Here is an 18613-nt window from a genome sequence, read left to right as displayed (position 1 = left end):
AACGATCGCTGGGGGTCTCAGAAGTTGCCGAGGCCGCCGCAGACGTTGAGGGCCTGCGCGGTGATGGAGGCGGCGGTGTCCGAGGCCAGATAGCCGACGAGGCCCGCCACCTCCTCGGGGGTGGAGTAGCGGCCGAGGGGGATCTTTGCCTGGAACTTCTCGAGGATGGCGTCCTCGGTGGTGTCGTACGCCGCCGCGTAACCGGCGCGCACCCGCTGCGCCATGGGCGTCTCGACGTACCCGGGACAGACGGCGTTGACGGTGATGCCGGTGGGGGCGAGCTCGTTGCCGAGGGCTTTGGTGAAGCCGACGACGCCGTGCTTGGAGGCGGAGTAGGGAGCAGCGAGGACGACACCCTGTTTGCCGGCCGTGGAGGCGATGCTGATGATGCGGCCGCGATCCTTGTGGCGCATGCCGCCGGTGGTGAGGGCCTCCCGGGTCATCCGGAAGACGCTGGTGAGGTTGGTGTCGATGACATCGGCCCACAGCTCGTCGGCGAGGTCGGCGGTGACCCCGCCGCCGCTGCGGCCGGCGTTGTTCACCAGCACGTCGACCGTGCCGAAGGTGTCGACCGCGGCCCGTACGAAGGCCCGTATGTCGTCCCCCGACCGGACGTCGCAGGCCCGGCCCTCGACGGTCAGGCCCTCCTCGCGCAGTTCCTTGACGGTGGCCGTGACGGATTCCTCGGTACGTGCGCAGAGGAAGACCCGGTGGCCCTGGGCGCCCAGCATCCTGGCCACGGCGAGGCCGATACCGCTGGTCGCCCCGGTGACCAGGGCGACCCGCTGCTGATCGGTCATGTTCACTCCAGACTTCTGTACGGGCGTGGGGTGTCTCAGGCGCGGGTGGCCAGCAGCTGCGCGTTGACGGCGTCGACCAGTCGCCGGGGCGTCTCGGCGTCGATGAGGGTCTCGTCCTCCAGCTCGATGCCGTACTCGCGGCCGATGCGCGCGCCGGTCTCCAGCAGGGCCAGCGACTCGTAGCCGAGGTCCACGAAGGTGACGTCGTCGATGTCGTCGTCGAGATCGAAGTCCTCACCGGCGCCCTCACGGAGGATGCGGCGGAGGTCGTCCAGGGTGAACGCCTTGGCGGTCATGGTGGGTTGGTCCTTTCGTTGAGCGGGTGGTCGGGCCGTCGGATCAACCGGCGGCGCGGACGAGGAGGGCCGAGTTGAACCCGCCGTAGCCACGGGCGACGACCAAGGCGGTGCGGACCGCGGCGGCGCGGGGGGCACCGGTGACGAGGTCGAGGCCGTAGGCGGGGTCGGCGGTCACGTTGACGGTGGGCGGGATCAGACCGTCCCGGATGGACAGCAGGGCCGCCGTCACGTCCAGCGAGCCGGCACCGGAGTAGAGGCGTCCGGTCATGGTCTTGGGCGCGGTCACCGGGACCAGGCCGGTGCCGAACACCTCGTTGATCGCGGTGGCCTCCGCCCGGTCCAGGTCCACCACACCGGCCGCGTCCGCGAAGACGACGTCCACCTCGTCCGGCCCCACGCCCGCGTCGTCGAGGGCGAGGCGCAGGGCGCGGGCCAGCGCGAGCGGACGCCCGCTGCCGGGCCGGGGGTCGGTGGTGGCGCCGTAGCCCGCGATCTCGCCGTAGACCTCCGCGCCCCGCTCCCGGGCGTGCTCGGCGGTCTCCAGGACCAGCAGGGCACCGCCCTCGCCGGGGACGTGGCCGCGCGCGCCGCGGTCGAAGGGCAGGTAGGCGCTGCCGGGGTCGGCGGCGGTGCTCATCCGGTCGGCGGCCATCTGGGCCACCCACCCCCAGGGGCAGATGGAGCCGTCGACACCGCCGGAGACGACCAGCGTGGTGCCCTTGCGGATCTGTCGGCGGGCTTGGGCGAGCGCGTCGAGTCCGCCCGCCTGGTCGCTGACGACGACCCCACTGGGGCCCTTCATGCCGTGCCGGATGGAGATCTGGCCGGTGTTGACGGCGTAGAACCAGGCGTACGACTGATAGGCGCTGACGTACTTGCTGCCCTTGCTCCACAGGTTCTCCAGCTCGCGCTGGCCGAACTCGAAGCCGCCGGAGGAGGCCGCGGTGATCACCCCTGCGTCGAACTCGGCCATCTCGTCCTGCTTGATCCCGGCGTCGGCCAGCGCCCAGTCGGCGGCGGCCAGCGCGAGCCGGGTCATGTGATCGGTCTGCGGGATGAGCCGGCTCTGCAGATGCTCCTTGGCGACGAAGCCCGGCACCTCGCCGGCCAGCCGCGCGGGGTACTGGGAGGCGTCGAACCGGCCGACCGGCCGGATGCCGCTGACGCCTTGCCGGGTGGCCTCCCAGTAGGCCTCGGTGCCGAGGCCGTTGGGCGCGGTCACACCCAGTCCTGTGACGACGACGGACGTGCTCATGCGGTCCTCCTGTCGGGCCGGGCCAGGACCATCGCGCTCTGGAAGCCGCCGAAGCCGCTGCCCACGGTGAGCACGGTGTCGGTGCGCCACTCACGGGCGTTGAGCGGCACGTAGTCGAGGTCGAGGTCCGGGTCCGGGTCGTGCAGGTTGGCGGTCGGGGGCACCACGTTGTGCTCGATGGCCAGTGCGGACGCGGCGATCTCGACGGAGCCGATGGCGCCCAGCGAGTGACCGATCATCGACTTGATGGAGCTGACCGGCACACGGTAGGCGTGCTGGCCGAGGCTGGTCTTGAACGCGGCTGTCTCATGGCGGTCGTTCTGCTTGGTGCCCGAGCCGTGGGCGTTGACGTAGTCGATGTCGTCGGGATTCAGGCGGGCCTCGTCCAGCGCGACCCGTATGGCCTCGGCCATCTCCGCGCCGTCCGAGCGCAACCCGGTCATGTGGTAGGCGTTGCACCGGGAGGCGTAGCCGCAGACCTCTGCGTAGATGTGCGCACCGCGCGCACGGGCGCTCTCCAGTTCCTCCAGGACGAACCCGGCCGAGCCCTCTCCGAGCACGAAGCCGGTGCGGCTGCGGTCGTACGGCCGGGAAGCGTGCTCGGGATCGTCGTTGTAGGTGGAGGTCGCCTTGATGGCGTCGAAGCAGGCCACGGTGATCGGGGAGATCGGGGCCTCCGTGGCACCGGTGAGCGCGATGTCGGCGGCCCCTTCCCGGATCAACTCGACCGCGTACCCGACCGAGTCGATGCCGGAGGTGCAGCCGGTGGAGATGACGCTGCTGGGGCCCTCCGCGCCGACCGCCCAGGCGACCTCGGTGGCGAAGGAGCTGGGCACCAGGTGGTTGTAGAGGTACGGCGGCGCGTATGTGTGGTCGACGAGGGTGAGGCGGCCGTCGTCGCTGACGGTCCGGTACTCGTTCTCCAGGCTGATGGTGGCCCCGACCGCGCTCCCGATGGTCACCGCGATCCGGGCGGGGTCCACGGCCGCCAGGTCGATACCGCTGTCGGCGATCGCCTCGCGGGCCGTGACCACCGCGAACTGAGCGGCCCGGTCCATCCGGCGGATCTCCTGCGGCTTGAGGCCGTGCTGCGCCGGAAAGAAGTCCACCTCGGCGGCGACCCGCGACCGGTAGCCCGTCGGGTCGAACGAGGACAGTGTTCGAGTGGCGGTGCGCCCGGCGGTCAGCAGCGACCAAAAGTCCTTCGCGCTGGTTCCGCCGGGTGCCACCACGCCGATGCCGGTGATGACGACACGTCGGTTCACTGGGAATCGCCCTCCTTCGGGTTCCACAGGTAGAAGCGCCGGGCCATCGCGTCCGACGGGGTCTGCCACGCCGGGTCGTACGGATCGATGAAAGGCCGCAGATCGGCGCTGATCCGCTGGAACCGGGGGTCGGTCTTGGCCTCCTCGATCGCCTCGCCACCGCCCTCGTGGTCGAAGTCCTGGAGGTGGAAGTAGAGGCCCTGGTAGGAGAAGAGCTGGCGACGCCGGGTCCCCATCCGGTGGGGCATGTCGGTGGCGTCGAACGCGTCGAAGAGCTGGGCGACTTGCGCGGACGATTCAGGAGACATCCGGGCGACGATCAGAGTGCTGTGCATCCGTGTCCTCTTCGTGTTGTCCGTGTAGTGGTGGCCGTGTCGTGCCGGCCGTCCGTGGGTTTTCCAAGAGGGACGGTTCAGCGCGGTGCGCCGAACCAGCGGTACAGCTCCCGGGGGAGGTCACCGACGCCCGCCGCTACCCAGGCGACATGGCCGTCGGGGCGTACGAGTACGGCGTCGGCGCCCGTCAGGGGGCTGTCCGGCTCCGGCTCGTGCAGGCTGCCGGTGAAGACGTCGACGCGCCCGGACCAGCCGGACGCCGTCCTGCGCAGCGCGGCGTCGTCGGCGAGGTCGAGCAGGACCCCGCGGGCGGGCCGCAGCAGTTCGCTGGTGCTGGTCTTGGCCCCGCCGTCACGGCCGACCAGTTCGTGGTGCGGGACCCGGCGGCCGAGCAGCGGATGGTCGCCGGGCCCGACCTCGTAACGGATCTCCAGGCCGGTGACCATGCGGGCCAGATGGAGGGCCACGTCGGGCAGCGCGATCAGTTCGCCGAGCACGTCACGCAGCGGCTGCACCTCCTCTCCGCCGAGGAAGAGGAGCCCCTGGGCGCGGGTGTTCATCAGCAGCCGCTCGCCGACCGGGTGCCGCTCCCTGTGGTAGCTGGAGAGCAGGCCGGGCGGGGCCCAGCCGCCGACGACGGCGGCGAGCTTCCAGCCGAGGTTGACGGCGTCCTGGAGACCGACGTTCATGCCCTGGCCGCCGGCCGGCAGATGAATGTGGGCGGCGTCGCCCGCCAGCAGCAGCCGTTCCCTGCGGTAGCTGGAGGTCTGGCGGCTGGCGTCGCTGAACGAACTGGCCCACACAGGGGTCGCCCCGCTGATGTCCTGCCCGGTGATTTGCTGCCAGGCAGCCGCAACGGCCGGAAAGTCGGCGGGCTCGCCGCGCACCGGGGCGCCGTGCTCCTTGACGATGATCCGCTGGACGCCGTCGCCCAGCGGCGCGGCCATGGCGACCCCGCCGGTGAGCCGCTCACCGAACGGCCGGGCCTCGATGGCGCAGTCCTTCAGATCGGCGAGCATCATCTCGTACGTCCCGGGGGTGCCCGGGAAGTCGAACCCGCCCAGTCGGCGGACCGTGCTGCGGCCGCCGTCGCAGCCGACGACGTAGGAGGCGCGCAGTGACACGGGCCCGTCGGGGCCGACGGCGCGGACGTCGACGCCGTAGGGGTCCTGCTCGATCCCCACCACCTCGTGCCCGCGCCGGATGTCGGCGCCCAGCTCGGCGGCCCACCGGCCGAGCACCTCCTCGGTCCTGGACTGGGGGATACCGTGGGAGGTCCGGTGCGGGCTGTCGAGCGTGCCGAAGTCGACGAGCAGACCGCCGAAGTGCCCCATCGGACTGGTCTGCACCTCGCCGAACCTCGGCAGCAGGCCCCGCTGGTCGAGCACCTCCATGGTCCGCACGGTGAACCCGAGCGCCCGCGACTGCCCGGTCGGCCCGGTCAGCCTCTCCAGTACGACGACCGGCACGCCGGCCAGCCGTAACTCACCGGCGAGCATCAACCCGACAGGGCCTGCGCCCACTACGATCACCGCGCTGTCCATACGTCTGCCTCTCCTTCGGTTCCTCGGGAACTCGGTCACGGCAGGCCCGGCGCCCCCGGCGGCACGACGACGGCCCCGAACGGTGAGGCCGTTCGGGGCCGCTGGGGGTCTTGTGGAGGGGATGCCGAGGGGTGCGGCGCCACGAGGGGGGCCGCGAGGGCTGCGAAGACACAGCACCGGACTCTGGTATCCAGCTTCTTCGCTTCCGGCCCCGTGTACAAGATCGGTTCCGTCAGGGATCAGGCAGGCTACTGTCAAGGCGGTGTACAAATGACAGAGCCGCGCAAGGGGATTGTCAGATGTTCCTCCTGGGCCCCGGCCCGCGGCCTTGAGCCCCCGACGGCCGCGGGTGCACAGCCGGAACCTGGTGCCGACGAGGTGCCCCTGCCGCCGACATCGACGTCACCCGGGAACGAGCTTCGCGGCATCTTCTCCTTCGACTCCGAGTGGAAGCGATCGACCCGCTGGCTCAGGGCCCGCCGTCGACGCGATCAGGAGGATCACCGGGAACGGGCACAACAAACCGACTCCCCTGCCTGATCACGGCCCCACACGAAAAGCCGACCCGGAAGGCTTCTCTCAGATGGGCGAACCTCCGTCACGCGCGCCGGAGCACCCACCGGGACAGGAGGTCGGCCCTCCGCCCAGGGGACGCACACGCATGTAGCAATGGACATCGGGTACCGGGCAGCATCGGGCTTTCGGCCCGCACCGCGGCATCACGCACGCACAGGACGCCAGGTGGTGACACTGGTGTCAAGGTCGAGCCGGCTTCGAGAGTTGGTCGCCCGGGAGGTCTCCGAGCCACATCACTCGGACGGGAGCACGCCGTGGAAGTCATCCGGGGAGCGACTCGGTAACCCGTCCGGACGGACGGCGTGACCTGGCCCGCTGAACACACCGCCCGCTTCTCCGACCTCCGTCGTGTGGTGCGGACAGGTACCCCGACGTGAGCAGATCCGGTCCGGGCGCACTCCCGTTCTTCCTGCGGCCCCTTCGTGCCGGGCTTCGGCCGACCGCCGTCCCGGCTCCGCGCGTCCCGCTTTCCTCCGCGCGGCCTTCCGGTCTCCCCCATCTGTCCAGCCGGAACGGACGGCCTGTGGCCGCCATGTGACCATGCGAATGAAAGGACATCGTCGTGCCGTACGCGTCGCCCGCTGTGCCCGTACCTCCCCGTCCCCGCTCCAAGGCAGCGGACCTGAAGGTCCCACTCGTCGAAGGCGGCACTGGAATCTTTCCGAGCAGTCTCCGGGCAACTGCACCATGCTGGTCTTCTATCGCGGCCTGCACTGCCCCGCCTGCCGGAACCAACTGGAGCAGCTCGACAGGCGCTTCGGCGAACCGACCACCACGGGAGTGAATCCCGTCGCCGTCAGCGCCGACTCCCTCGACCGTGCCGGCCGTTCCCGGAGCGGCTGGGCTATCCGCGAGGTACCGGTGGGCTACGGGCTGACGGTGCCGACCATGCGCGAGTGGGGTGTCCTGGCGGCGACGCATCGTCAGTCCCTCTCGTCAGCCCCGTCCCGCTACGGCCTGCTCGCCATGCGCTCCTGCGCGGGCTCCTCGTGGACCTCGGTGGTCTGCTCCTCCGGCGCCGACTTGGGGAGCCAGCGCAGGGCGGCCGTTCCGAGGGCGGCGTGCAGAAGGCTCGCCGCGACCACGACGACGTGCAGGCCGGTGACGAACGCGGACTTCGCGTCCTGGATCACGGATGGGAGCAGGGAGGGCAGCTGGAGGGTCTCGTCGAGGGTGGGGGCGAGGTCCGGGCCCTGGAGGCGGAAGAGCAGCGCGGCGAGCGAGCCGAGGATCGCGATGCCGAGGGCGTTGCCGATCTCGTTGCTGGTCTCGGCGATCGCGCCGGCCGAGCCCGCACGCTCCGCGGGGACCGCGCCGACCGCGGTGTCCGCGACGACGGCGAAGGAGATGCCGTATCCCAGTCCGGCGATCACGGTCGAGGCGATGTACCAGCCGATCCCGCCGGTGACCGTGGTGGGGAGCAGCAGCAACAGGCCGCCCGCGATGGAGAAGTGGCAGACGAGGAGCGCGGCCCGCTTGCCGATGCGTTCGACGACGGCCGGTGTGACGATGCAGGAGACGGTGAGGGCCGCCGCGCCCGGGAGGGCCAGGAGCGCCGCGTGCAGGACGCTCAGGTTCAGTACGGACTGGAGGTAGATGCCGGACAGGTACGCCGCCGCCGACCATGCGGCCAGGGGCAGTAGGCCCGTGATGACGGCGATGGTGAAGACGCGGTCGCGGAAGAGGGAAAAGTCGATCAGCGGGTTGTCGAGGTGCCGTTGGCGCAGGCCGAAGAAGGTCAGTACGGCGATGCCGACGATCATCGTGGTGATCGGGAGGGCCGAGATCCCGTCGGCGGCCAGGTGCTTGATCCCGTAGATCGTGAGCAGCAGGCCCCCGGCGGAGGTCACGACGCTGAGCGGGTCGACGCGGCCCGTCCCGCCCGACCGGACCTCTCGGAGGAGGACCGGCGCGAACACCAGGAACACGACGATGACGGGGAGGTTGACGAGGAAGACCGAGCCCCACCAGAACTGGCCGAGGAGGGCGCCGCCGATGACCGGGCCGATGGCGAAACCGGCCGCGAAGGCCGCGGCGAAGATGCCGATGGCCTGGGCCCGGCGCCGGGAGTCGGGGAACAGCTCGCTCAGTACGGCCAGCGCCGAGGGCAGCAGGGTCGCACCGGCCACGCCCATGAGCGCCCGGCAGGCGATGAGGAGTTCGGGGGTCGGTGCGAACGCGGCACCGGCGGAGCCGAGTCCGAACACGGTCGCGCCGATCATCAAGAGCTTCAGCCGGCCGTAGCGGTCGCCGATGCTGCCGAAGGCGACCAGCAGGGAGCCGACGGCGAAGCCGTAGATGTCCAGGATCCACAGCGCCTGGTCGGCGGTGGGCGAGAGGGCCTGGCTGATCCGGGGCATCGCCAGGAACAGGATCGATCCGTCCATGGAGACGAGGAGGACCGGGCCGAGGACCACCGCGAGCCCGAGCCAGGCCCGCAGTCCGGGTGCGTTGTTCGCATGCTGTTGAGTCATGGTGCCGACACTCAGGCACGGCGTGGCCGACAGCCATCCCCGTGGCGTGGGTACACCCGACAGGTACACCCACGGGGCGTGCGGGCGCCCTACGCTCGTCACATGGAGAGCCTCGGAACGTTCCTGAAGAGCCGTCGTGACCGGGTCACTCCGGCTGAGATCGGTCTGCTGACCTACGGCACCTCCCGCCGGGTCCCCGGTCTCAGACGGGAAGAGCTCGCCCAGCTCGCGGGGGTGAGCGCGGGGTACTACACGCGTCTGGAGCAGGGGCAGGCCGAGACCGCCTCCGAGCAGGTGCTCGACGCGCTGGCCCGGGTACTCCGGCTCGACCAGGTGGAGACCGTCCATCTGCACAACCTCGCCCGGCAGTCGGTGAAGCCCGGTCTGGGCGAACCGCCCCGCGAGGAGCCCCACCCGCGGGTACTGACCCTCCTGGAGTCACTGGGCGAGGCCACGCCCGCGGTGGTGCTCGGCAGGCGCGGCGACGTCCTCGCGTGGAACCGCACCGGGCACGCGCTGGTCGCCGAGCACATCCCCTTCGAGGCGCCACGAAACCCGGAGGGGCGTCCGTCGATCCCCAGGATGTTCTTCCTCGACCCCCACACCCGCGACATGTACCGCAACTGGCCGGACCTCGCCAAAATCCACGTCGCCTACCTGCGCCTCACCGCGGGCCGCTATCCCACGGACGCCCGGCTCGCCGGGCTGATCGGCGAACTCCTCATGAACAGCGCGGACTTCGGCACGATGTGGGCGACGGGTGACGTCTCCGACTGCACGACGGGGGCCATGCATCTGCAGCATCCCACCGTCGGGGCGGTGAGCGTGGACTACCAGGTGTGGCTCCAGCCCGACAGCCCCGACCACCGCGTCGAAATCTACACCCCCAACGACGCGACCTCCGCGGACGCGTTGCGCGTGCTGAACCAGCAAAGCGGCCGGGGTGACGAGCCGGAGTCGACGACCGTACGGGCCGAGCAGCGCTGAAACCGCCCGCGCTCCTCCCGGTGGACGCCCGCGAAGAGGGCGGAGCGTCCGTACGGAAGAAGCGGGGCGGCTGTACGCGGGGGGACGTGCCCCGCGTACTCAGCGCATACCGGGTCCCGCCTGCTCAAGACATGCGGGTGCCGTGTGCTCAGGACATGCGGGTGCCGTGTGCTCAGGACACGGTCTGCTCCTGCCGGTCCGGGACCTCGGCCGTCGTGTCCCGCTCCTCGCGCGGCAGCCAGCGCACCGCGGGGACGCCGAGCGCGAGCGTGAGAGCGGCCGCGACGCCGATCGCCGCGTGCAGTCCGGTGACGAAGGCGTCCTTGACTGCTTCTTGCCGATGCGGCCTCCTCAGAACCGGCGGCCAGGGCAGTGCGCGGGGCGTTGATGTGGCCTTGGAGCAGGCGTTTGATATCCGCCACGTCCACTGGTCCCGCACATACTTGGACGGGTGAGTGGACTCGTGGCCGAGCCAAAGCGCGATCACGACAGGTCGATACCGGGACTTGGCCGCACCGATCGTTACTTGCGTCGCATCGCACGGCGCACAACCCCAGGATGCCGCATCAGCTTGGGACCCAGCACGATCGCGGATACCGTCAACCCCAGCCATGGCCGGACATGCGGCGTCACTCGGCGGATGCGACCGTCCGCGTCCTGTTCGATCAGCATCGCGTCCTCGACACGCACACCTCCGAGTCGAGCCTCGGCCACGGCAACGGTCGTGTCAGCGTTCCCGATTCGAAGACGCCAGTTCAGATCTCGCGACAAACTCGGCAGAAACGCAGCGAACACGGCCCGCAGATCGTCGCGGCCCCGGATCACCACTCGGCTGGACAACGGTGTCACCATTTCGGCGTCCTCGGCCATCGTTTCGATCACGGCGTCGACATCACCAGCCGCAACCGCGGCGCAGAATCGACCTACCAAGTCGCCGGTAGCCACGTCTTCAGCACCAACACCTTCGGACACAACGTCAAGTTCATCCATCAAGACGACCCCCAGTTATAGGACGTTGGGTAGAGCGGGGTGCGGCTGAGGTTCGGCACAGCCTTCTCACCTGATCTGTCCACCGCACCTACGGCCGATTGCGGCTTCCTCAATCGTTTCTCGCGCAGCGGGGTTCGATGGCTATGTGGTCGCCGAGCTGTCCCACCAGGTCTTGATGGCTTCACTCATCTCGTCGGCGGCGTCGGACTGCACGAAGTGACCGGCGCCATGAACCACCACGGTGGTGTGGCTCGGGAACTTCTCCTCCAGGCGCGCACGGTCTTTGTCACCGAAGGTCATATCGGCGTCCGCCCATACGATGAGCGTAGGGAGCTGGTCGAGCTGGGTCAGGTGTTCCTCGATGTCGGCGAGAAACTCGCGACTGTCGGTGATGGCGCCCGGCAGAATCGCGCAGGCGTTGCGACGTTCCCGCGTGGCGAGGGCCTCCCTGTAGTGCGTCATCTCGGACTCAGAGACCTTGCGGCGCCGGTGGCCCGCGGGGATCAGCGCGTTCACGAACAGGTTGACTCGCCTGATCAACTCACGTCCGATGGGTCCCCCCATCACCCGGGACGCCATTTCGGCGCGCAATTCACCATTGACCGGCCATGCCCATGTATTCGCCAACACGAGCCGCTCGAACTTGCCCGGTCGCTGCTCGGCCGCATGCAGGCCGATCGGTCCTCCCCAGTCATGCGCGACCAGAGTGAGCTTCGACAGTTCCATGTGGTCGAGGAACGCCACGACCACGGCGGCGTGGTCGTCAGGCCGGTAGCCGTAACCGGGCGCCGCGACCGACAGCCCGAACCCGGGATAGTCCAAGGCGATGCAGCGGAACCGATCGCGCAGGGCCGCGATGACTTCCCGGTACACGAACGACCACGTGGGGTTGCCATGCAACATCAGCAAGGTCGGCCCCGAGCCCTCGTCGATGTAGTGCACGACGTGCCCATCCAGCTCGACGAAGCGGCTCTCGAACGGATACAGGTCGGCGTCCACCCAGGACGGGCGCGTGCCTGCAGGTTGCTGGGTCGACACTTACTGGGCCTCCTCGATCCGGGTTGACTTATACTCAAGTCAGTTTGAGAAAGTCAAGCACGAGTGAGTCGAGGAGAGCAATGCCCAAACGGTCTTATGGTCAATATTGCGGTCTTGCCCGGTCGCTCGACGTCATCGGCGGGCGCTGGAGTCTGCTCATCGTCCGGGAACTGCTCGTCGGCCCGGCTCGCTACAGCGAACTGCTGGCCGGGTTGCCCGGCATAGCCACCAACCTGCTCATCGACCGCCTGCGGGAACTGGAAGAAGCCGGCGTCGTCCAACGCACGCTCGACGCCGACAGGAACGGCGTCGCGTACATGCTCACCCCTTGGGGCAGCGAACTTCGGCCCGCTGTCGCTGCCCTCGTGAACTGGAGCACCCCGCTGATGATCTCGGGCCCGCAGGGGGACAGCTTCCGGTCGCATTGGCTGGTGGTGGCACTGGATTCGCTGATGCATGACAGGCGATCCGACGAACCGACGACGGTTGGGCTGGCCGTCGACGACACAATCGTCACCGTGCGCGTCGAGGAGGCAGGCGCGCACGTCGAACTCTGCCGTGAGGAAGCGCCCGCGACCGTGCTTCGCGGCGATCCTGCGATCGTGTTGGGCTTGGCATCAGGCATGCTGACGGTCGAACAGGCCATCGCCGGGGGCGATCTGGTGGGGCAGGAAAAGGATCTCGCCCTCGCGTTCGGGCGTAGCTGATCCGCGCGGAATCCCGAAGATCCCAGGGCGGTCCACGCGCTGTGTCAAGCCGCGAGTCGCCATCGGCCGAACTGACGTCCAGCCCCCGGCAAGCGTTCACGCGGGGCCGCTGAGCAGCGGCCCGGCGAGCGCGAGGACGACTCTTCTCGCGCGGGTAGGGCGCGGAGGCGCCCTGGCGGCGGCGGACGACGACCTCATACTCGTCGTCGGTCAGCATGGGCAGCTCCGCGAGCGGCAGCTCCCGGGAGTCCAGTCCGCGGCGGAGGAGTTCCCCGACGTGCCCGGCGGGGGCCGCGGCCGTGAGGTGCCCGTCGAACACGTCGTCGGCGTAGTCCAAGTCGACGCGCAGGCCCGGCTCGTCGTCGAACGCCTGCACCATGACGGAGAGCGCGTCGGCGGCGTGGACCGGGGCCATGATCGTGGTGGTCCGGTTCACCCCCGGGATCCCCGACGGCCGGGGGAAGCGCAGGTAGGAAGCGGTGACGTCGAACAGTCGGCGGCCGTCGGCGCCCTGTACGGGGGCCTCGCGGAGGATGTCGCCGAACGGCAGCCGCTCGTGCTCCCTGAGCCGGTCGATCTGCCGGCGGACCCGCTCGGCGAGCTCGACCAGCGGCAGGTCCTCCGCCACCGGGATGCGCACCGGCAGGTTGTTGGCGAACTGGCCCACGATCGAGCGTTCGCCCTCGGTCCGGCGGTTCAGGAAGGGCACGCCGAACACGACCTCGTCGGCCTGGTGGATGCGCCCGAGGCACACCGCGAACGCCGAGAGCAGGTAAGGGAAGGGGGACGCGCCCGCGTCGAGGATGCGCCGCACCAGCTCCTCCCCGACCGGGAAGGAGTGCCGGCCGCGGCCGGGCCGGGCGGCGCCGGAACGCGTGAAGAGAGCGGGCTCCATGCCCGCCAGATAATCTCGGTAGAACGCGCGGTCATTCTCGCGGTCCGCGTCGCCGAAGACGGAGTCGAATTCCTGGATGGAATCCCAGTATGAGGCGGAATCGGTCCGCACTGCCGACTTGGCGGCTTTTTCCCCGACAGCCGGAACGTCTTTTCCGGACACGCGCGAGCGGTAGTCGGAAAGAGTCCGCAGGGTCAGCGCGTTCAGGGCCCAGGCATCGGTCACGATGTGGTGCGAGGTCAGCACCAGGTGGACGGCCTCCGGCCCCTCGGTGACCACGGCGGCCCGGAACAGCGGCCCGCCCCCGAGGTCCAGCGGCCGACCCAGCTCCTGCTCGCACCAGATCCGCACGGCCCTGGCGGGGTCCGGTCCGCCGGAGAGGTCGATGTGCTCGAAGGGCGGCGCCCCGGCGTCCGGCTCCTCCGCGATCCGCCGGACCCGGGGGACCCCTTCGCCGTCCTCGCCGAACCGCAGCCGAAAGGCGTCGTGCTCCCGCACCGCACGGGCCAGGCAGGCACCGAGCAGCTCCCGGTCCACGGCCCCCGCCAGCTGCTCGTGGACCAGTACGTTGAATTGGCAGTTCCCCGGTGCTCTTGCTTCGGCCGCCCAGATGTCGCGCTGGTAGCCGGTTAATCCGAGGGCCCTGGATTCAGCTGCTATCCCCACGGAACACCACTCCTTCGCCTGCCATTCGTACGCGAATAAATAACGGCTCGGATCAGGCTAGGGTGAAGGGGTTGGTGCGGCTACTGCGTAATCGAGTAGGGCGTATTCGAGTAGGGAGTGCGAACGAATACGTCCTCGCTCCGGCGCACGCCGCCGGAGCGGGCCGGACCTCCGGAGTGCGGGGCCCGCCGCACCCGGGAAACGCCGGTCACACGGGCAGCAGCGTTCGGTCACGCCCGGGTGACGAGGTTCAGTCCCGCCAGCGCGGCCGCGGCGTGCGTGGCGTGGCCCGAGGACTGGCTCTTGGCCAGGGCCCGGTTCAGGTGGGACGTGGCGGCGTCCCGGTCACCGCGGAGCCGTGCGGCGTGCCCGAGGCCGATCTCGGCACGGATCTCGCCCCGGTGGTAGGCGCGTTCGGCCGACACGGACAGCGCGCGCTCGTACAGCTCCGTCGCCCGCTCGGTGAGGCCGCTCGCCAGCGCGGTCCTGCCGAGGAAGATCAGCGTCTCGACGACCTCGGTCCACAGGCCGAGCTCCTCGGCCATCAGGAGGCCCTCGCGGTGCAGCCGTTCGGTCCGTACGCGGTCGCCCTCGCGTTCGGCCGCGAGTGCCAGGGACCGGGTGGCCCGGAGCTGGCCCCAGCGGTCGTCGACCTCGCGGAACAGCGCAGCGCCCAGCTCCGCGGACCCGTCCCGCGTCGGGCCGTGGCTCGCCAGCTCCACCAGGGCCGCGGCCTCGCCCCAGCGGTCCCGGGCGGCACGGGCGCCGGCCAGGCTGGCCTCCACCAGCTGCCGCCCCTCGCGGTGGTGGCCGCGGCCGGTCAGCCCGGTGCCGACGAACCACTGGAGCCGGGCCTTCAGCACCGGGTCCTCGACCCCGGAGGTGGGGTCTTCGCCCGCCGGGCCGGGCACGGCGTCGGCCTGCGAGGTGCGCAGCTCGACACCGGCCAGCCAGACCCGTGCCGTCAGACGCGCGGCCGGGGCGGCGTCGACGTCGGCCGCCAGCGCCGTCCGCAGGGACCTGCGGGCCTCGGGGAACCGCCCGCGCAGGAACCAGAACCAGGCCAGCGCGTTCACCAGCCGCACCGCGTACCCGGCGGAGTCCTGGGCGACCGCGAAGTCCAGGGCGCGGCGCAGATTGACGGTCTCCGCGATGAGGCGTTCCAGGGAGCACCGCTGGTCCGGGCCACGCAGCCGTTCGCTCTCCCGCTCGGCCGACTCGGTGCAGTACCGCACGAAGCGCGCGCGTACGGCGCTCTCCTCGTCCGCCTCCGCCAGCCGCTCGGCGCAGTAGGCGGCCACCGATTCGAGCAGCCGGAACCGGTCGCCCTCACGGACGACTAGCGAGCGGTCCACCAGCCGGGAGAGCAGGTCGGGAATCCGCTCGGCGGGCAGCTCCCCGTCGGCGCAGACCGCCTGGGCGGAGGGCATGACGCAGCCGTCGGCATGCACGACCAGGCGGCGCAGCACGGTGCGCTCGTCCGGCGTCAGCAGCTGCCAGCTCCAGTCGAGCATGCCCCGCAGCGTCTGCTGGCGGTCCGGGAGCCCGCGCACCCGTACGTCAGGCCGGGCGAACCGGTCGTCCAGCCGGGCGGCGAGCTCCTGCGGGCTCAGCGTCCGCAGCCGGGACGCGACGAGTTCCAGGGCGAGCGGAATGCCGTCGAGGCGGCGGCAGATGGTGGAGACCGCCGCCGCGTTGTCCACATTTAGGACGAAGCCGGGCGCCGCCGCGGCGGCCCGCTGCACGAACAGCTCGACGGCGCTGGACCGGGCGACCGTCCGCGGATCGGTGTGCTCCGGCAGCGCCAGCGGCGGCACTGGGTGCACCACCTCGCCGGGGATGTCCAGGGCTTCCTGGCTGGTGAGCAGGAGGTGGGCCGCCGGCACGGCCGACAGCAGGGACTTGGCGAGCACGGCGAGCGACTCGACGAGGTGCTCGCAGTTGTCCAGCAGGATCAGCAGCTGCTTGTCGGCCACCGCCTGGCACAGCCAGCCCACCAGGTCGTCCAGGTCCGGTTCGGTCGCCGCCGTGTCGCACAGGCCCAGCGTCGTGATGACGCGTTCGGCGATGTCATCCGGGCCGGACGCGGCGCCCAGGCCGGCCAGCTCGACCAGCCACACCCCGTCGGCGTACTGCCCGGCCGCGTCGCCCGCCGCGGCTATCGCCAGCCGCGTCTTGCCCACCCCGCCGAGGCCGGTGAGGGTGACGAGACGGGTGCTCGCGCCGGGGTCCAGCCGGGCCAGCACCTGCGCGGCCGCCTCGCGCCGCCCGATCAGCGGGGTCAGCGGGGCGGGCAGGTTCGTCCGGCACGACCGCGACCCGATCGCCGGTGTGGCCAACTGCGGCTCCTGGCGCAGGATCGCCTCGTGCAGCGCGGCGGCCTCCGGACCGGGCGAGGCCCCCAGCTCCTCGGCCAGCTCCCGGCGCAGCTCCTGGAAGCTCTGCAGCGCGTCGCCCTGCCGCCCGGAGCGGTACAGGGCGCGCATGTGGGCCATGCGCAATCGCTCGCGCAGCGGGTGCCGTGCCACCAGCGTCCCCAGTTCCGCCGCCAGCGCCGTGTGCTCGCCCAGGGTCAGCCGGACCTCGGCGTGGTCCTCGACGACGGCCAGGCGCAGCTCCTCCAGCCGGGCGATCTCACTGCGGGCGAACAGGGACTCGGCCACGTCCGCGTAAGCCGGGCCCCGCCACAGGGCGAGCGCGTCGGCGAACAGGTCCGCCTTCACCGCCGGCTCCCGGTGGGCGCGGGCGCGGTCGGCGAGCTCCTGGAACCTCAGGGCATCGACCACGTCGTCCGCGAGCAGCAGCCGGTAGCCGGCGGGCTCGCGGACCACCTGCTCCCGGCCCAGCACCCGGCGCAGCTGGGAGATCTTGGTCTGCAGGGTGTTGGTGGACCCGCCCGGCGGGTTGCTCGCCCACAGGTCTTCGATGAGGCGGTCCGCCGGCACCGGCCCGCCGCCGTGGGCGAGCAGGTTCGCCAGCAGGGCGCGCACCTTCGCTTCGGGGACCCTGACCGGCCGCCCCTCGGCGTCCCAGACGGCCAGCGGTCCGAGCACCCCGTAACGCATGGCTACAGCTTATCGCCGAACGACCCTCAGGAAACCATGCGTGAGGGGCGGCACAGTGGCGATCGCATGTCGACGATCCGAGAAAAAGGCAAGGAGTGCCATGAGCACAACGACCGTAGGCAGGGCGGGGGCCCGCGAGTGGGGAGGGCTGGCGGTCCTCTCGTTGCCCACCGTGCTGCTGGGCCTCGACGTCACCGTGCTGTACCTGACCCTCCCCTCACTGGCCGAGGATCTGCGCCCGTCCGGTACCCAAGAGCTGTGGATCATGGACGCCTACGGCTTCCTGATCGCCGGCTTCCTGCTCACCATGGGCACGCTGGGTGACCGGATCGGCCGCCGCCGGCTGCTGATGATCGGGGCCGCGGCCTTCGGGATCATCTCGGTGCTGGCGGCCTACGCCACCAGCGCCGACATGCTCATCGCCGCGCGGGCGGCCCTCGGGGTCGCCGGTGCCACGCTGATGCCGTCCACGCTGGCCCTGATCAGCAACATGTTCGCCGACCAGCGGCAGCGCTCCCTGGCGATCGGTGTCTGGGCCACGAGCTTCGCGCTCGGCATGGCGCTCGGACCGGTGGTCGGCGGGGCGATGCTGAACCACTTCTGGTGGGGTTCGGTGTTCCTGCTGGCGGTGCCGGTCGCGATCGTGCTGCTGGTGGCCGCGCCGCTCCTAATCCCCGAGTACTCGGCGCCACAGAGCGGTAGGTTCGACCTGATCAGTGTGACGCTGTCGCTGATCGCGATCCTGCCGGTGGTCTACGCGGTGAAGCGCTTCGCCAAGGACGGCCTCGATCTGCCGATGATCGTCGCCGCGCTGATCGGCGTGGTCTTCGCGGTGCTGTTCGTTCGCCGGCAGGGCAAGCTGGAGAGCCCGCTGCTGGACGTGCGCCTCTTCGCCAACCGGACGTTCAGCTCCGCGCTGAGCGTGCTGCTCATCGGCCTCGTAGGCGTCGGCGGCTCGATGCTGCTGATCACCCAGCAGCTCCAGTTCGTGGAGGGGCTGCCGCCGGTCGAGGCAGGGCTGTGGATGGGCCCGCCCGCCCTGCTGATGTTCCTGGCCGCGATCGGCTCGCCCCTGGTCGCGCGGCGGGTGCCGCCGGGCCTCGTGGTGGCGGCCACCCTGGTGCTGTCCACGGTCGGGTACGTCCTGCTCGCCCTGGTGGGCCCCTCGGGCGGCATCGCCCTGATGGTCGTCGGATTCGGCCTCGTCTACCTCGGGCTCGGGGCGATCGCGGCCCTGGGCACGGACCTGGTGGTCGGGGCGGCGCCGCCGGAGAAGGCCGGCTCGGCCTCGGCGATGTCGGAGACCGTGCAGGAACTGGGCCTCGCGCTCGGCGTGGCGATCCTGGGCAGCCTGGCGACCGCGGTCTACCGCAGTCAGATCGACGACAAGATCCCCGCCGGCACCCCGTCGGACGTGGCCGACGCCGCGGGCGACAGCCTCGCCGGCGCCGTCGCCTCGGCCCAGCAGATGCCCGCTGGCTGGCTCGACCTCGCCAAGGAGGCCGCCACCTCCGGCATGAACACGGCGATGGTCGTGGCCGCGGCGTGCACCGTGGTCCTGTCCATCCTGTCCGCCGTCGTGCTGCGGCACGTCGGAGCCATCGGCGACGAGCCGGAGGCCGCGGCGGAGGCGGCTCCGGCCGAGCCGGCGAAGTCGCAGGTCTGACCGGCCGCGGCCCGCACCAGTCGCCCCCCGCTCGCGGGGGCGGCGGGGCGG

14 protein-coding genes and 1 pseudogene are annotated in these 18613 nt (G+C 70.8%); 3 read left to right on the top strand and 12 right to left on the bottom strand.

Translation table 11 applies throughout. The features are described from left to right. Nucleotides 1–17 precede the first annotated feature (17 nt). The 7 genes from fabG to V8690_RS32260 all read right to left on the bottom strand — a co-directional run bounded on the left by fabG (nt 18) and on the right by V8690_RS32260 (nt 8548). Nucleotides 18–800 carry a 3-oxoacyl-ACP reductase FabG gene (gene fabG / locus V8690_RS32290; protein WP_338783615.1) on the bottom strand — a complete coding sequence of 261 codons (783 nt, stop codon included), beginning with the start codon at nt 798–800 and terminating at the stop codon, nt 18–20. A gap of 35 nt (nt 801–835) precedes the next feature. Then, entirely contained in the window at nt 836–1096 is a 261-nt protein-coding gene (locus tag V8690_RS32285) for an acyl carrier protein (RefSeq protein ID WP_338783614.1), read from the bottom strand. 43 nt (nt 1097–1139) lie between these two features. Then, nucleotides 1140–2354, bottom strand: coding sequence for a ketosynthase chain-length factor (locus tag V8690_RS32280; protein WP_338783613.1), 1215 nt, complete (start codon nt 2352–2354; stop codon nt 1140–1142). After that, the gene (locus V8690_RS32275; RefSeq protein WP_338783612.1) at nt 2351–3619 is read right to left on the bottom strand and encodes a beta-ketoacyl-[acyl-carrier-protein] synthase family protein; all 1269 of its coding nucleotides are present in this window, start codon (nt 3617–3619) and stop codon (nt 2351–2353) included. The genes V8690_RS32280 and V8690_RS32275 overlap by 4 nt, the downstream gene beginning before the upstream one ends. Then, complete coding sequence (locus V8690_RS32270) at nt 3616–3954, bottom strand: TcmI family type II polyketide cyclase (RefSeq protein WP_338783611.1); 339 nt, start codon at nt 3952–3954, stop codon at nt 3616–3618. The genes V8690_RS32275 and V8690_RS32270 overlap by 4 nt, the downstream gene beginning before the upstream one ends. A gap of 77 nt (nt 3955–4031) precedes the next feature. Then, complete coding sequence (locus V8690_RS32265) at nt 4032–5498, bottom strand: FAD-dependent monooxygenase (protein ID WP_338783610.1); 1467 nt, start codon at nt 5496–5498, stop codon at nt 4032–4034. Between the two features lie 1526 nt (nt 5499–7024). Then, nucleotides 7025–8548 carry an MFS transporter gene (locus tag V8690_RS32260; protein ID WP_338783609.1) on the bottom strand — a complete coding sequence of 508 codons (1524 nt, stop codon included), beginning with the start codon at nt 8546–8548 and terminating at the stop codon, nt 7025–7027. 102 nt (nt 8549–8650) lie between these two features. On the opposite strand from V8690_RS32260, the gene V8690_RS32255 reads away from it, so the two are divergent. Beyond that, nucleotides 8651–9535, top strand: coding sequence for a helix-turn-helix transcriptional regulator (locus V8690_RS32255; RefSeq protein WP_338783608.1), 885 nt, complete (start codon nt 8651–8653; stop codon nt 9533–9535). 172 nt (nt 9536–9707) lie between these two features. On the opposite strand, the gene V8690_RS32250 is transcribed toward V8690_RS32255, so the two are convergent. The 3 genes from V8690_RS32250 to V8690_RS32240 all read right to left on the bottom strand — a co-directional run bounded on the left by V8690_RS32250 (nt 9708) and on the right by V8690_RS32240 (nt 11563). Further along, complete coding sequence (locus V8690_RS32250; protein WP_338783607.1) at nt 9708–10022, bottom strand: hypothetical protein; 315 nt, start codon at nt 10020–10022, stop codon at nt 9708–9710. A gap of 35 nt (nt 10023–10057) precedes the next feature. After that, nucleotides 10058–10525, bottom strand: coding sequence for a nuclear transport factor 2 family protein (locus V8690_RS32245; RefSeq protein ID WP_338783606.1), 468 nt, complete (start codon nt 10523–10525; stop codon nt 10058–10060). A 141-nt stretch (nt 10526–10666) separates the two neighbouring features. Then, nucleotides 10667–11563, bottom strand: a complete 897-nt coding sequence (locus tag V8690_RS32240; protein ID WP_338783605.1) for an alpha/beta fold hydrolase — start codon at nt 11561–11563, stop codon at nt 10667–10669. Nucleotides 11564–11643: 80 nt separating this feature from the next. Between V8690_RS32240 and V8690_RS32235 the strand changes: the two are divergent. After that, a pseudogene (locus V8690_RS32235) lies at nt 11644–11931 on the top strand (helix-turn-helix domain-containing protein); the annotation flags it as partial. Nucleotides 11932–12076: 145 nt separating this feature from the next. Here the strand turns inward: V8690_RS32235 and V8690_RS32230 are convergent. Both V8690_RS32230 and V8690_RS32225 read right to left on the bottom strand, forming a co-directional pair. Further along, a complete protein-coding gene (locus V8690_RS32230) occupies nt 12077–13831 on the bottom strand; it encodes a condensation domain-containing protein (protein ID WP_338783604.1) in 1755 nt (584 codons plus the stop codon). Nucleotides 13832–14061: 230 nt separating this feature from the next. Then, on the bottom strand, nt 14062–16896 hold the full coding sequence (locus tag V8690_RS32225; protein WP_338783603.1) for a BTAD domain-containing putative transcriptional regulator: 2835 nt from the start codon (nt 16894–16896) through the stop codon (nt 14062–14064). A gap of 100 nt (nt 16897–16996) precedes the next feature. Between V8690_RS32225 and V8690_RS32220 the strand changes: the two genes are divergently transcribed. Beyond that, nucleotides 16997–18562, top strand: a complete 1566-nt coding sequence (locus tag V8690_RS32220) for an MFS transporter (RefSeq protein ID WP_338783602.1) — start codon at nt 16997–16999, stop codon at nt 18560–18562. Nucleotides 18563–18613: the final 51 nt, after the last annotated feature.

The sequence above is a fragment of the Streptomyces sp. DG1A-41 genome (assembly GCF_037055355.1).
Classification (GTDB): domain Bacteria; phylum Actinomycetota; class Actinomycetes; order Streptomycetales; family Streptomycetaceae; genus Streptomyces.
Note: the sequence above shows the minus strand (reverse complement) of the source record. Positions and strands in the feature narration are given on the sequence as shown.